Consider the following 14173-nt stretch of genomic DNA (forward strand, 5'->3'; position numbering starts at 1 on the left):
TGAAATCTATTTTTTATTAGGTTCTATATTGGAAAAATCTACACCGCATTTGCAGTTAGATGCACAGCCTCCTTTTTTAGGAGATACTGATCTAAGAATCATGCGGCCAATGTAAAATATAGCGGCAATGAAAAGAATGACAACTAATATGGTTTGAGTATCCATAAATACAAAACTAGGTAAAGCCTGCATTAGGCTGGTCTGTTAAATGTAAATTTACTTTTCCATCAGGCCAACTGTTCCGCCGACCCAATCAAAATCTTTATTGTACCGGACACCGATCATTTTCCCGCGACTTAATCTCGCCAGGCTGATGGTCAGTATTGGTTCTTTTCCTTCCGGCCATAAATACATCAGTCTGATTTCTACTTTAATACCGTCATCAGGAGCCTGAACCACAGCTTCGTAATTTACTTTTTCCTGAAGTATCCAATTTTCAGGATCAGTAATACTTTCGATGTCTTTTTTTTGTACATCAATAATCACGCCCATACCTGCAAAGGAAAATAGAGGTTTCAATACATAGTTTTCTAAATCATTAGGAATCTCCTTTAGGTCTTTCAGAAAATAGGTGAGGGGAACAAAATCGCTTTTCAAGAAAGGCATGGTGTACTTGCTGATCCGATAGAACCAGTTTGGGTGTGTGATCCACTCAATGTCCAAGGTTTGCCGTGGATCAAAACTACCATTGAAAATAGCAGTGTTATGACTAATCTCATCAAAGATCAAACGGTTATAAATTCTTTTTAACCTGATTTTGCTCCCATTTTCCTCATAAAAAAGGTGATTTCCTTCTTTTTTAATGTCGGAGAGGCTCAAGATTTTGATGCCAAGGTATTTTGCGGTAAGGATAAAATCAATTGCGGTTTTCTGATGAGGGGCGTCAATGTCCATTAATGCAACTTCCTGTGCCTCATGCTTACCGACGATTATTTCTTTTAGTAAAGTAAGGTAGTTCTGCTCATCAAGACCATTAAAATAAGGGCTTAAGTCGGTGGATAAGCCAAAAGACTGCTGATAAGTCTTTGCTAAATGCGACTGAAAACCGTAAAGTGAGGGGAAGCCTTGTAACTCAATTAATTTTGGTATCAGTTTTCCTGATGGATCTTTACAAATTCCAAAATCAAAAGTAAGAAAATGTGGATGGTCATTTTCTCCTGGGACATTCCATTCTGCAGGAATCGAATGTTCGGTAAGTTTTTTAAAGTTTTTGTCCTTGATCAAAGCGATAATTTCATCACCCGCAGCAATCAATTGATCTTTTAGGTAAGAAGGAATGAACACGGGGGTTTCTGCCACCCGAAATGGAATTTCAGTAAGGCCATTTTCCAGCGTTTTCAAAAATAGATCATACTTATCAGTAGAAAATTGCTCATTGAAAGAAGTTCTGTAGCTTTCGATCATATTTTATCCTGTTTACAAAAAGTAAAAAGCCAGTTGTGAAATGCTCTATGCTTCTTGGAGGGCATTCAATGCCTCGTTTAAAAAGTTTGGTAAAATCAGACTTTGGGTCAGTGTAATTCTATTTGGATCATCCACACTATTCAGCATATCCAGGTATTTTTCTTCCCCATGATTTTCTATAATTGCTTGTTTCTTATCTTCTTGCAGCAAATATAACTTCATGCCTACAGGATCTGCTTCCGGATGAAATTGTGTGCCTACAATTTCCGGAGTAAAGCGAATGGCCATGACACAACGTTCCAGTTCAACATGCGGGCGGTCTTTTTCCAATGCCAATACTTCTGCTTCATTATTGGAGAAAAAGATATCTTCGGGATTGATGACTTGCCAGTCTCTGCTATCTACCGTATAAAAAGGATTCGGCAGGCCATTAAAAACAGGATCATTTTCACCCTCTTCGGTTAGAAAGATGGGAAAAATACCGAAAGCTGTAGAGCGTCTTTTGATGACTTTACCTACTCCAAATTTGCGGCAAGCCATTTGAAAGGAATGGCAAATTAAGAAAACATGTTTCTTATGGTGTTCATTTTGAAGGTTAAAAGCTTCCAGTTCGTCCATCAATGCAAAAAAATCATTTTCCCATTGTGTTCCGATACCATCAAATGGGCTGCCCGGACCTCCACTGGAAATATAGATGTCATAGCTACTATCAGGAATTTCTCCCTTTAACCTCAAATCAAAAAGATCAAAAGAGAGATTGGTTGCTGTTTCTTTGCGGTAACGATGTAAAATCTCCTGGATGCCACGCATTCCTTGATTTGCTACTCCATTATTCATATCAATTACAGCAACTCTTATGTTATTTTTATCCTTGTTCATAGCTATCTGGCACCTAATAATGTTTGTGTGGTAATATAGTCGACCACAGATTCAAAGTTACCATTTTGTTCGTAAACAGCCAATTGCCGATCCGCACCGGTTCCGTTGGCCAGGATTGTATGTACGTAATTCAGGTCCTCCCTACAGCCCAGATCGTCTACTACATCATCTACGAAATCTAGTAATTCCAAGACCAGATTTCTGCAGTTCACTTCCATTTCTTTTCCAAAATCGATGAGATTGCCATCGATACCATATCTGGCTGCTCTCCATTTATTTTCATTAATTAATGCCCTGGAGTAACTGATAAATTTCATGTTTTGCAGACGAAGTTTGTACAATTTGGCACACAAGGCCTGAAACAAGGCTACAAATGCCATAGTTTCATCAATCAGCATCGGACAATCACAAATTCTAAATTCTATCGTTTCAAAGAATGGATGAACTCGGATGTCCCACCATATTTTTTTAGCATTATCAATACTATTCGTCTTGATCAGCAATTTCACATAATTATCATAATCCTCAATGCTATTGAAAATATCCGGAATACCTGTTCTCGGAAATTTATCAAAAACTTTCGTGCGGAAGGATTTATATCCAGTATTTCTACTTTCCCAGAAGGGGGAATTGGTGGATAAAGCAAATACATGCGGTAAAAAATAACGCACCTGATTAGCGATATGAATGGCAAGTTCTCTGGATTGGAAGCCTACATGAACATGTAAACCAAAGATGAGATTAGATCTGGCAGCTTCCTGAAGTTCATTCACAATCTCATTATATCTGGGATGCTCTGTGATCAGCTGTTTTTCCCAATGGGAGAAGGGGTGTGTACCTGCAGCTCCGATCCTTAAGCCTTGTTCTCCTGCCAATTGAGAAACGGTATAGCGTAGCTGGGAGATCTCTGCACGGGCTTCTGTGGTATTTCTACAAATACCTGTACCTACCTCCACCACGGCCTGGTGCATTTCTGCCTTAACCTGGTCTTTGTGTATTTTTTGTGCTGCCTCTACAATTTTTTGATCATGTGAGGTTAATTCGCGGGTTACAGGATCGATCACCATGTATTCTTCCTCTACGCCAAGTGTAAAAATGTTCATGTTTTAGTTTTTAGCTTTTGATACCTGTTATTTATAGCTAAATATTGTGGAGGCTGGTATTTAGCAGTTTTATTGATCTTATTACTGTCATTTGAAATTTATATGGGCGTTTTACCAGTCAGCGGAGTTCCATTGGCAGCAGTCCTGATGTATTCACCCCAGGTTAGGTTATCCTGGTCTTCAATATGTGCTTTTGCCCTTTCTATAGCATACCTTGCCGAAGTTTCCACCACCCATTCAAAGTTTTCCAATCCAACGCTCGATACATCTGCATCCGGAGCTGGATTACAGAAATCAATGGCATAAGGAATTCCATCTCTAACTGCAAATTCCACAGTATTGAAGTCGTAACCAAGGTATTGATTGAGTTTGATCACCTCATTGTGAATGGTCTTCAAAAGTTTTTCACTAGATGGTGCTGTATCTACAACGTATCTCAGGTGTGCGGGATTTCTCGGTTCATATTGCATAATTTTCACATATTTCCCACCAATACAATAACATCTGTAATATTCGTCGAAGACGATTTCTTCCTGAAGCATCATGACCGTTTGTTTGGTTCTGCTGTGCTTATCAAAGAAATCTTCCTGATCATTGAGCTTGTAAACCTCCTTCCAGCCGCCACCATCGAAGGGCTTCATGTAAGCAGGAAATCCGGTGTATTCAAAAATTCCTTCCCAGTCCATTGGGAAAGCAAGGTTGCTAAAGGAAGCATCTGAGGTATCTTCAGGTTGATCGTATGATGGAATTAAAGCCGTTTTCGGGACTGGAATTCCTAATTTTACAGCCAATGCATTGTTGAAGAATTTTTCGTCCGCACTCCACCAAAATGGATTATTGATCACCGCAGTTCCTGTAATTGCTGCATTTTTCATCGCTGCGCGATAAAAGGGAACATCCTGCGAAATACGGTCAATGATCACAGCATAGTCTAAGGGCTTGGCCTGAAAAATTTTGTTAATACTTACAGGTTCTGCAATAATATCCTTTCCTTCTATTTCATTGACACGCTTTACAAAGGCTGCTGGAAAGGATCTTTCCTGCCCGAATAAGATTCCGATTTTTTTCATTCGTTCCTGGGTTTAATGGATTTTGCTCGTATTGCTGTTTATTGTTTTGTTATTCAGTTCGATGTTCTTGGAGGCTGAAGCAGGGGGCTGGTTTTTCCAACTCAGAATTGAGCCAGGTAAGCTGGGAACATTTCCCGCCATATGGGCCAGTCATGCGCTGCATTTTCACGTATATCCAGCCAATGGTCAATTCCTTTTTCTGTCAGTATCCTGGAAAGCCTTTCATTGTCTGCTTTACAAGGATCTCTGTCGGTTGTTCCCAAAACAATCTTCATATTCCACAATTCTCTGTTCTGGTCATGTGGCAGGAAATCGACGGGATTATTGAAATAGACATCATCATTGTAGAAGCCATCCAGTTGGCCGCGAATGTCAAATATCCCACTCATGCTGAACAGATGACTAACCAGCCATGGATGGCGAAAGGCAAAATTTGCCGCATGGTACCCTCCAAAACTGCATCCTGCCGTAATGATTTTCTCCTGACCAGTTTCTTGTCGGGCCATAGGAGCAAGCTCTTTAAGTATGAGTTGATCATACCAAATATGGTTTCTGATGCGATCGGCAGGGGAAATGGTTTTGTTGTACCAGCTCATTTTATCAATACTGTCTACACAATAAATTTTTACTTTCCCTTCTTCCAGGAATTGACGTACGGATTCCAGTAAATAGAAATCTTTGGACTCATAATAGCGGCCCATACTGGTTGGGAATAATACCAAAGGATAGCCAGACTCTCCGAAGGTTAACAGCTCGAAATCTCCACTTAAATGTGGACTATACCACTTTTTATAAGTTTCCACCATAACAAGGAAATTAGCTGCTTTAAGGTATAAAAAACTATTTTCAAACACAAGTTGATTGTTGCATTTCTTTCTATAAATCTGGTGATTAAGTAAAAAAGCGGCCTGTTTTACGAAGGTTTTATGAAGATTGGTACCTTTGTAGACTATTCTATTGTTATGTTCCTTTCCACAGTTATCCGAAGTCAGAATACAATTTCTTCTGCCATTTTAAAAAGAACAGTTCCTCTTGAGTTTTTTATCCCTGACAATTTATTGGGTAATGAAACCATAAATCTGTTGCTTCTAAATGATGGTCAGGATGCTGTAGCCTTAAATATTGAGCAGACCTTGAATGCGCTGAATGAAAAAAACAGGTTGGAATCTTTAATCATAGTGGCCATACATGCCTCAGCGCATCGAATTCAGGAATATGGTGTCGCTGGTGTTCCGGATTATTTGGGCAGGGGCTCGAACGCAGGTCTTTATCGCGATTTTGTGATGACAGAATTGTTGCCTTATATTCAGCAGGAACTGGGGATAACAATTAATGGGAAAAAGGGCTTTGCAGGTTGTTCGCTTGGGGGAATCTCCGCATTCGACATCGCCTGGAACAATTCGGATTATTTTGACCTCACAGGTGTATTTTCCGGCGCATTTTGGTGGAGAGATAAAGACCTTAAAGAGGGATATACTGATGAAAATCGTATCCTGCACCGCATGATCCGGGAAAGTAATGCGCATCCGGATTTAAAATTCTGGCTGATGACAGGTACAGAAGATGAAACTGCCGATAGAAACCACAACATGATTATCGATTCTATAGATGATACGATTGATGTGATTAAAGAGCTATTGAAAAAGGGATACCAGCGGCCACAGGACATCGCTTATTATGAAATGGTAGGAGGAAAGCACGAGGTTTCCACCTGGGCTAAAGCGATGCCGGCGTTTTTATGCTGGGCTTTTGGCCGTAAGACCTATAGGCTGTAAGTCCTATGCCTCAGAATTATTTTTTGAAGCAATTTCAAAGATTTCATCTGAGGGGTAAATAAATACGCCTTCTGTATCTTTTAAAGATGCTTTTAACATGGCCAAAGCGACTTTTTCTATTTTTATACTTCTATATTTCCGTAGACCAGCGATTAAAAACGGGTTCAGCACACGCATCAGGCCAATCATAAATCCTTCTGCAGTACGGTGTTCTTTTCGTTCACCATCCAGTAAAGAGGGTCTGTAGATATGAATACTCTTGAAGGGAATATTTTGCAGGTCGCGTTCTGTTTCACCTTTGAGGCGTGAATAAAAAATGCTGGATTTTGGGTTTGCCCCCATAGAAGAGACCAGGTGGTATTGACTGGCACCGTTTGCTTCTGCAATGGAAGCGATATCCAAGGGATACAAATAATCAATTTTACGGTAAGCATTCAGATCCGGGCTTTTACTTCTGGTGGTTCCCAGACAGCAAAAAACAACATCTCCGGTAATTTCTGACCGATAATCATTTATTTTGTCAAAATCAACCAACAACTGTTGCAGTTTCGGATGCTCCCGATCCAATTTCCTTCTAACCAGCACTAAAACCGCTTCGTAATCCGGACTAGCGAGTAATTGTGTCAACAAACTAGATCCGATTAAACCACTGGCACCAAGTACTATTGCTTTTTTTTTCATGAGGATTTTTAGGGGTAAATTGAATTTTCTAAAGTCAGGAGTATTGTTTTTCTATACAGTAAGCTTTTGTTTTTTCAGAAAGTATAAAAATCTTTTGCTTTTTTTACCCTTCCGAATCAGCATCGGGATATGGTGCTGTAAAGTACAAATTCCTTCCCGTAGCTACAATAAAGCTTCATAATAAAAGGGTCATTACGATGCTATTATAAAACCCTCGTTATTTTTCATTATTTGCTCTTAACTAATTGATTGATATGTCGATAATAAATTGTATCTTTGCGCAAAAATTCACACGCATTTATGCAAAAATTAAGAAATATAGCTATCATAGCACACGTTGACCACGGCAAAACTACACTGGTTGATAAGATCTTACACTCTTGTTCAATCTTCCGTGATAACGAACAATCAGGAGATTTAATACTTGACAATAACGATTTGGAACGTGAACGTGGTATTACCATCGTTTCCAAAAACGTATCTGTGATGTATAAAGATGTAAAAATCAACATTATTGATACCCCTGGTCACGCCGATTTTGGTGGTGAAGTAGAACGTGTATTGAAAATGGCTGATGGAGTATTGTTATTGTGTGATGCGTTTGAAGGTGCAATGCCTCAAACTCGTTTCGTTACACAAAAAGCATTGGCTCTTGGTCTTAAACCAATCGTTGTTGTAAACAAGGTAGATAAAGAAAACTGTCGCCCGGAAGAGGTTTATGAGCAAATCTTTGAATTGTTCTTTAACCTTGAAGCTACAGAAGAGCAGTTAGACTTCCCTGTAATCTATGGTTCATCTAAACAAGGATGGATGAGTACAGACTGGAAAACTCCAACTACAGATATCTTTGCTTTATTAGATGCTGTTGTTGAGAATATTCCTGCTGCACCATCAAACGAAGGTACATTACAAATGCAGATCACCTCTTTAGATTATTCATCTTTCGTAGGTCGTATTGCAGTTGGACGTGTTCACCGCGGTTCAATTAAAGAAAACCAACCGGTTACTTTAATCAAACGTGATGGTAAGATTGTAAAATCAAGAGTAAAAGAATTATATACATTCGAAGGTTTAGGAAAAGTTCGTGCTACTGAAGTAAAATCTGGTGATATCTGCGCTGTTGTAGGTATTGAAGGATTTGATATCGGTGATACAATTGCTGATTTTGAGGCACCAGAACAATTGCCTGTAATCAAAATTGATGAGCCAACGATGAACATGTTGTTCACCATTAATAACTCACCATTCTTCGGTAAAGAAGGTAAATTTGTAACGTCTCAACGTATCAAAGAACGTCTTTACAAAGAGATGGAGAAAAACTTGGCACTTAAAGTAGTGGAAACTGAATCTCCTGATTCATACCTGGTTTATGGTAGAGGTATTCTCCATTTATCAGTATTGATCGAGACCATGCGTCGCGAAGGTTATGAGCTTCAGGTAGGTCAGCCACAAGTGATCATTAAAGAAATTGATGGTAAAAAATGTGAGCCTATTGAAACTTTAATCGTGGATGTTCCTGGTGATGTTGCTGGTAAAGTAATTGAATTGGTAACTCAACGTAAAGGTGAGTTGTTGATCATGGAACCAAAAGGTGATTTACAACACTTAGAATTTGAAATCCCTGCACGTGGTATCATTGGATTAAGAAATAACGTATTAACTGCTACTGGTGGTGAGGCGATTATGGCACACCGTTTCAAAGCTTATGAGCCTTGGAAAGGTACTATCCCTGGAAGATTAAACGGTGTATTGGTTTCAATGGAAAAAGGTACAACTACTGCTTATTCAATTGATAAGTTACAAGACCGTGGTCGTTTCTTCGTTGATCCGGGTGTTGATGTTTACGAAGGTCAGATTATGGGTGAGCACATCCGTGACAATGACTTAGTAGTTAACATTGTTAAAGGTAAAGCTTTAACCAACATGCGTGCTTCAGGTACAGACGACAATACACGTATTGCTCCGGCAATTAAATTCTCTTTAGAGGAGTGTATGGAATATATCCAGGCTGATGAGTACATTGAAGTTACTCCATTGAGCATGCGTTTACGTAAGATTCACTTAACAGAATCTGCACGTAAAAACAACAAAATCGGATAATTCTTTAGAATTAATCATATTTGGAAAAAGCTCCTGAACCTCATGTTCAGGAGCTTTTCTATTTTGAAGTCATTTGTATCATTAGCCTGATTAAGCGACCCTGTTTTTTCTTAGTTTTGTGCTTTATTAAACGTAAACAGAAGATCATATGGAATCATTGAAAGGAAAAAATGCAATCATTACCGGTGCGGGAAAAGGACTTGGACGTGCGATCGCAATTGCATTAGCACAGGAAGGTGTGAATGTAGGTTTAGCCGCAAGAACAGCTGCCGACCTGGAGAAGGTTGCTGCAGAGCTCCAGCAATATGGTGTTAAAACCGCCATTTCAACGATGGATGTTTCAGATATCAATGCGGTAAATACTGCGGTAGATGTGCTTAAATCAGCATTAGGTCCTATTGATATCCTGATCAACAATGCCGGAATTGGTGCTTTTGGATCTTTTATGGAACTGGAACCAGCCAAATGGGAAGAGATCATTAAAGTGAATTTATTAGGACCATATTATGTAACACGTGCTGTTCTTCCTGAAATGATCGAAAGAAAAACAGGTGACATTGTGAACGTTTCCTCTACTGCAGGAAAAAATGGAGGAGCAGTTACCAGTGCTTATAGTGCCTCTAAATTTGGATTAATCGGAATGTCTGAATCATTAATGCAGGAAAGTCGCAAGCACAATATCCGCGTGACCACACTGGTACCGAGTACTGTGGCAACAGATATGGCCATTGACCTGAAATTAACGGACGGTAATCCTGATCGCGTGATGCAGGCAGAAGATTTTGCAGAACTGGTGGTTTCTCAATTGAAATTAAATCGCAGAGTTTTTGTGAAAGAAGCAGGACTGTGGTCTACCAACCCATAATATTTTATAGAAATACCTTTTGGGGATAAGCTAAAAGCTTGTCCCTTTTTTGTAAGCAAAGAATCTGCTGATTCCCTCAGTCTTAATCGTTGGTACGACGATGACGGATATAATATTGTCCTAAATTGATCGCAATGAAAAGATGGTTGATTACATTAGGCACAAAACCATAATATTTGCTGAAGATTTTAAAACGCTCCTTTAGGCTCGCCATGTGTTTCTTCTTAGAAATCCCGCCTACTAAATACTTAGCCACGTAACTGTGTGTATTCACGATGCTCGAAGCGTTTTTTGCGGCCTTGATGATCCAGTCGATATCAGCACTATATTTATATTGTAAATCAAATGGTTCTGCCAGACTGCGTTTCACATATATTGCCTGGTGACTAATACACATGCCAAACCTAAAACTTCTCCAGCTAAAGGTTTCCGGCGCCTGATGTCTTCGTTGCCCTAAGCTATGCCAGTTTTCATCGTACATCTCCGTCTCTCCGTAATAAATATCTGCAGCAGAAGCGCTTTCAAATACTTCGGCAACCGTTACCGGAGCATAAATCTCATCACCAGAGTTCATGAATAATACATAATCACCTGTAGCCAGTGCAAGTCCCTTGTTCATCGCATCATAAATCCCTTTGTCTGGTTCAGAAATAAACTGTGCCAGGCGCGACTTATAGTTGTAGATCGTGTCTTTAGTGCCATCAGTAGAGGCACCATCGATGACGATATATTCGATATTCGGATAAGTCTGATTTAACACAGAAAGCATCGTACGCTCAATATCCTTTACATTATTATAAACGATGGTAATGACGCTGAGCTTTGGTTGCATATGTAGACGGTAAAATTAACGGGGCTGTGAATTAATCAGGGATTGGTACAATAATAAGTGTTTTTCCGCAATAACAGACTCCGAGAACTCAGTTAATATCGTTCTTCGGGCTTCTTTTTGGATATCCGGAGCATTTTCATCATGGTATAACCATTCAATTCCGGTGGCCAGATCTTCCGAAGACTTATATTCTGCTAAATATCCATTTTCAAGGTGTTTTACCATGTCTGGGATTCCACCGGTTTTAAAAGCGACCACAGGTGTTGCACAGGCCAGACTCTCCATTACTGTATTTGGCAGATTGTCTTCCAGAGAAGCCGTGATAAAGACATCCGCCGCAGAGTAACATTTGGCCAGGTGACTATCGTTATTGATGGTTCCCAGAAATGTAGTTTTGAAAGGGAATTCCGGCATGTCTGCATTGTCTTTGTTACCGAAAATTACCAGTTCAATGTTTTCTTTGATGATTCCTGGTCTGCCAGCCAGGTCATTTAAAGCGTCAATAAGGTAGCTTGTACCCTTATGTTTGTCGTTTTTTGAAGGCATAAAGCCACTCATGAGTACAAACTTATCAGGATTGATTTTTAATACCTTCTTTGCTTCAGATTTAACATAAGGCTTAAATACTTTGGTTTCTATTGTATTTGGGATGACCGTAATCGCTCTTGTCCCCAATAAACTGCTCAATTTTACGGAATCTGCCATCCAATGGCTGGGAGCCACAATGTGACAATTCAATTCAGAATATGCTTTCTTCTTTTGCAACCAGTTGCTATGGGAAAAATCATCTTTTCCACTAAATTTTAACAATGGACAATTTCCACATTCCTTATGGTAATTTTCACAGGAATAACGCACATGGCAACCTCCTGTAAAAGCATTACTGTCGTGAAAAGTCCAGACCACCGGCTTATCCAGCTCATCCAGTTGGGCCAGGAATTTCGGAGACATAAAACCATGATTGATCCAATGCAAATGAATCACATCTGCTGCTTTTACCTTTGGATGGTGAATCACCGATCTGCCAAACCATTGTAAGGAAAAGGGAGTCTTCAGGGCTTTGGAAAAAGCTTTCGATAAATAACGTTCTGCCAGTATTTTAAAAACAGCTATAGCCCTTTGAAATGGATTTTTGTTGAAAGCAGTAGTCAGTTTACTTTCTTTAAATTGAAAATAAACCATTACCTCAGAATCAACATCAACTGCTTTTAGTGCATCATTTAGCCGCAGACAAGCCCTTCCGGCGCCGCCATTTCCTTCGTATGTATTTAGGTGAACTACTTTCAATCTATCAAAATTAGCGGTTATTGTTAAATTCTTCTGTATTTTCGTTCCAAAATGAGGAGCTGGTTTGTATCCCGCTAAAATTAATTTAAAAATTGAAACAATCCTAAGCTGTAAGCTGACAAATGGCTTATAATCGGAATATGACAATGAATCAAGGTTTTTAAAAGAAAAAACAGCCCTTAAAATAAAAAAAAGCGATAAATAACATATGGAAAACCTGTTAACCGACAGACAGTTTTGGGTAAATTATTGGGAAAGTAAAACCGGCCTTACGGTGAATATTCCATCAAATTACTTGTTTCATCAGGAACTTGGCGAAATTATCACCAAACGAGGGGTAAGAACGGCAATTGAACTGGGCGGTTTTCCTGGATATTATGCAGTGTTTCTGAAAAAGTACTTTAAACTTGATGTCACACTGCTCGATTATTTCGTACATCAGCCGGTGACCAATGCCTTATTGGAAGCCAATCATTTGAAGCCAAGTGACATCAATATCATTGAAACAGATTTGTTCAGCTACCAGCCAACACAACAATTTGACCTGGTCTTGTCTTGTGGCTTGATTGAACACTTCAATGATACTGCGGACATCATTAATCGTCATATTGCTTTTGTAAAATCTGGTGGAACTTTGTTCATCACACTTCCTAATTTTAAAGCTTTGAACGGTTGGTTTCAAAAAACTTACGACCGGGAGAATTATGATAAGCATAACATCGATTGTATGGATCCTAAGCTTTTGGCCGATATCTGTAAACAGGCAGGACTGGAAGTGATTCAGGCTAAATACTTTGGTAATTTCAGCTTATGGCTAGAAAATGAACAACAAAAACCCTTCAGCGTTCGTCTCTTAAAGAAAGTGATCTGGTTTGCAGGTAAAGTTTTCACGAAAGTGCTTCCCTTTAATTCGAAAATGTTATCTCCTTACATTATTTTAGAAGCTAGAAAAATGTAAACTGAATAACTCGCCAAAAGAGGATATCAAATCGCTTTGATGAGGAATTATAGGATTAATCAGGGGATAGCGCATTAAAATTTCAGAGGTAGCAGAAAATAAACGAGGATGGCAGAATTAAAAGGGCCTGGAGGGATATGCAGTTGATACTGAACTTCCATCTTTGAGGGCCCTACTAGAGCGCTATTGGGGCTCTGGTAGGGCTTTGTAGGGGTAAATGGCTTCCAAAAGCTTTCCCGGCTGCCCTTAAAGAGACTGGAAAACCACTCTGCTATTGAAGGTCTATCCCAATCCCTTTAGGGTTCTTAAAAAGAAAATTTAGTTCAGACGCTGCTTTACGTATCTTTTGATCCGTTCCCATAAAGTCCCTTTACGGGTAGATAAGAAGCTTTTTATGGTTTCGTAAGCCTGTTGATTTTCTTTAATTTCTGTAGGAAATTGCTGAATTGGCTTGGGATGAATGATCACATTGTATATATCGTTGATTCCGGAATGAATTCCTGTTCCATCATGCCCAATATTGTTGACCAGCGATTGAGCAGGATTAAGTGTCAAACCTCCTTTTAAAAAGATGGAAGCATACCAGCGGATTGCCCAGGAATTGTTCTTCCCCTTCTTAAAATCCTCCATTTGCTTCCAGAAATTCATTTTATGCTCTATAGAGAACGCCGATTTTTTACGCGCATCAAATTGATGCATTAAAGTATCAATGTTTGGTTCAAAATGTTGCCATGCACGTTCCCATGTTGCCCAGCCCCAACTGGTGGCTGCACGATAAAAGAAAGTTTCCGGGAGGTTGTTTTCTTTTAGTGGGTACATGTATGCACCGATGTGCATCACCTGCTCTTCTGTTCGGTAACGTGTTAATGCTTCGTTGAAATAACTGAGTGTGAAAGGAGAAGTGATCAGATCATCTTCCATAACAATCACTTGCTGGTAATCTTTAACCAGTCGGCTTACCCCGGCAATCACTGAATTGGCCAGGCCCATATTTTCGGGACGCTCAATGACTTCTACAGATTTAAAGCCCGCTATGTTTTTTAACAAGTCACGGACCTCCTGCACCTTAGCCTGGTCTTCTGCTGATTTTGCACCATCAGAGAACACGAATAAACGACTTTCTGAGGCCAATTCGTTCTGTTGAAGAAATTTTATGGTACGCTCCGTATGTTGTGGACGGTTATAAACAAATAAAGCAATGGGCGCAAAAAGCTGCATA

14 protein-coding genes are annotated in these 14173 nt (G+C 39.5%); 4 read left to right on the forward strand and 10 right to left on the reverse strand.

All coding sequences use genetic code 11. From position 1 onward, the window contains the following. Positions 1–6: 6 nt before the first annotated feature. The 6 genes from R2Q94_RS01940 to R2Q94_RS01965 form a co-directional block, all read right to left on the reverse strand. Positions 7–192: a FeoB-associated Cys-rich membrane protein gene (locus R2Q94_RS01940; RefSeq protein WP_316819743.1), complete on the reverse strand. Its 186-nt coding sequence runs from the start codon at positions 190–192 to the stop codon at positions 7–9. 24 nt (positions 193–216) lie between these two features. Continuing rightward, positions 217–1404 carry a hypothetical protein gene (locus tag R2Q94_RS01945; protein WP_316819744.1) on the reverse strand — a complete coding sequence of 396 codons (1188 nt, stop codon included), beginning with the start codon at positions 1402–1404 and terminating at the stop codon, positions 217–219. A gap of 45 nt (positions 1405–1449) precedes the next feature. Beyond that, positions 1450–2283, reverse strand: a complete 834-nt coding sequence (locus R2Q94_RS01950) for a glutamine amidotransferase-related protein (RefSeq protein WP_316819745.1) — start codon at positions 2281–2283, stop codon at positions 1450–1452. A 2-nt stretch (positions 2284–2285) separates the two neighbouring features. Continuing rightward, positions 2286–3386: a carboxylate-amine ligase gene (locus tag R2Q94_RS01955; protein WP_316819746.1), complete on the reverse strand. Its 1101-nt coding sequence runs from the start codon at positions 3384–3386 to the stop codon at positions 2286–2288. Between the two features lie 98 nt (positions 3387–3484). Beyond that, positions 3485–4456 carry a hypothetical protein gene (locus R2Q94_RS01960; protein ID WP_316819747.1) on the reverse strand — a complete coding sequence of 324 codons (972 nt, stop codon included), beginning with the start codon at positions 4454–4456 and terminating at the stop codon, positions 3485–3487. A gap of 101 nt (positions 4457–4557) precedes the next feature. Further along, a complete protein-coding gene (locus R2Q94_RS01965) occupies positions 4558–5262 on the reverse strand; it encodes an esterase family protein (RefSeq protein WP_316819748.1) in 705 nt (234 codons plus the stop codon). A 120-nt stretch (positions 5263–5382) separates the two neighbouring features. Between R2Q94_RS01965 and R2Q94_RS01970 the strand changes: the two genes are divergently transcribed. Next, complete coding sequence (locus R2Q94_RS01970) at positions 5383–6231, forward strand: alpha/beta hydrolase (protein ID WP_316819749.1); 849 nt, start codon at positions 5383–5385, stop codon at positions 6229–6231. A gap of 3 nt (positions 6232–6234) precedes the next feature. Here the strand turns inward: R2Q94_RS01970 and R2Q94_RS01975 are convergent, their stop codons facing one another. Next, on the reverse strand, positions 6235–6912 hold the full coding sequence (locus R2Q94_RS01975; RefSeq protein ID WP_316819750.1) for an oxidoreductase: 678 nt from the start codon (positions 6910–6912) through the stop codon (positions 6235–6237). A gap of 300 nt (positions 6913–7212) precedes the next feature. On the opposite strand from R2Q94_RS01975, the gene typA reads away from it, so the two are divergent. Both typA and R2Q94_RS01985 read left to right on the forward strand, forming a co-directional pair. Further along, positions 7213–9012, forward strand: coding sequence for a translational GTPase TypA (typA, locus tag R2Q94_RS01980; protein ID WP_316819751.1), 1800 nt, complete (start codon positions 7213–7215; stop codon positions 9010–9012). Between the two features lie 148 nt (positions 9013–9160). After that, the gene (locus tag R2Q94_RS01985) at positions 9161–9877 is read left to right on the forward strand and encodes a 3-ketoacyl-ACP reductase (RefSeq protein WP_316819752.1); all 717 of its coding nucleotides are present in this window, start codon (positions 9161–9163) and stop codon (positions 9875–9877) included. 82 nt (positions 9878–9959) lie between these two features. On the opposite strand, the gene R2Q94_RS01990 is transcribed toward R2Q94_RS01985, so the two are convergent. After that, a complete protein-coding gene (locus R2Q94_RS01990) occupies positions 9960–10709 on the reverse strand; it encodes a glycosyltransferase family 2 protein (RefSeq protein ID WP_316819753.1) in 750 nt (249 codons plus the stop codon). A gap of 15 nt (positions 10710–10724) precedes the next feature. After that, positions 10725–11996: a glycosyltransferase gene (locus R2Q94_RS01995; RefSeq protein ID WP_316819754.1), complete on the reverse strand. Its 1272-nt coding sequence runs from the start codon at positions 11994–11996 to the stop codon at positions 10725–10727. 208 nt (positions 11997–12204) lie between these two features. Between R2Q94_RS01995 and R2Q94_RS02000 the strand changes: the two genes are divergently transcribed. Next, positions 12205–12954, forward strand: coding sequence for a class I SAM-dependent methyltransferase (locus R2Q94_RS02000; RefSeq protein WP_316819755.1), 750 nt, complete (start codon positions 12205–12207; stop codon positions 12952–12954). 318 nt (positions 12955–13272) lie between these two features. Here R2Q94_RS02000 and R2Q94_RS02005 read toward each other — a convergent pair whose 3' ends face one another. Next, complete coding sequence (locus R2Q94_RS02005; RefSeq protein WP_316819756.1) at positions 13273–14172, reverse strand: glycosyltransferase; 900 nt, start codon at positions 14170–14172, stop codon at positions 13273–13275. Between the last annotated feature and the right edge of the window lies 1 nt (position 14173).

It is taken from the genome of Pedobacter gandavensis (assembly GCF_032678465.1).
GTDB classification, from domain to species: Bacteria; Bacteroidota; Bacteroidia; order Sphingobacteriales; family Sphingobacteriaceae; genus Pedobacter; species Pedobacter gandavensis_B.

Bases quoted from the DNA above. Each gene is read 5' to 3' on its own strand.
- R2Q94_RS01960 (WP_316819747.1), bottom strand. From the start codon at position 4,456: ATGAAAAAAATCGGAATCTTATTCGGGCAGGAAAGATCCTTTCCAGCA.
- typA (WP_316819751.1), top strand. From the start codon at position 7,213: ATGCAAAAATTAAGAAATATAGCTATCATAGCACACGTTGACCACGGC.
- R2Q94_RS02005 (WP_316819756.1), bottom strand. From the start codon at position 14,172: ATGCAGCTTTTTGCGCCCATTGCTTTATTTGTTTATAACCGTCCACAA.
- R2Q94_RS01940 (WP_316819743.1), bottom strand. From the start codon at position 192: ATGCAGGCTTTACCTAGTTTTGTATTTATGGATACTCAAACCATATTA.
- R2Q94_RS01975 (WP_316819750.1), bottom strand. From the start codon at position 6,912: ATGAAAAAAAAAGCAATAGTACTTGGTGCCAGTGGTTTAATCGGATCT.
- R2Q94_RS01985 (WP_316819752.1), top strand. From the start codon at position 9,161: ATGGAATCATTGAAAGGAAAAAATGCAATCATTACCGGTGCGGGAAAA.
- R2Q94_RS01990 (WP_316819753.1), bottom strand. From the start codon at position 10,709: ATGCAACCAAAGCTCAGCGTCATTACCATCGTTTATAATAATGTAAAG.
- R2Q94_RS01970 (WP_316819749.1), top strand. From the start codon at position 5,383: ATGAAGATTGGTACCTTTGTAGACTATTCTATTGTTATGTTCCTTTCC.
- R2Q94_RS01965 (WP_316819748.1), bottom strand. From the start codon at position 5,262: ATGGTGGAAACTTATAAAAAGTGGTATAGTCCACATTTAAGTGGAGAT.
- R2Q94_RS01945 (WP_316819744.1), bottom strand. From the start codon at position 1,404: ATGATCGAAAGCTACAGAACTTCTTTCAATGAGCAATTTTCTACTGAT.
- R2Q94_RS02000 (WP_316819755.1), top strand. From the start codon at position 12,205: ATGGAAAACCTGTTAACCGACAGACAGTTTTGGGTAAATTATTGGGAA.
- R2Q94_RS01955 (WP_316819746.1), bottom strand. From the start codon at position 3,386: ATGAACATTTTTACACTTGGCGTAGAGGAAGAATACATGGTGATCGAT.
- R2Q94_RS01950 (WP_316819745.1), bottom strand. From the start codon at position 2,283: ATGAACAAGGATAAAAATAACATAAGAGTTGCTGTAATTGATATGAAT.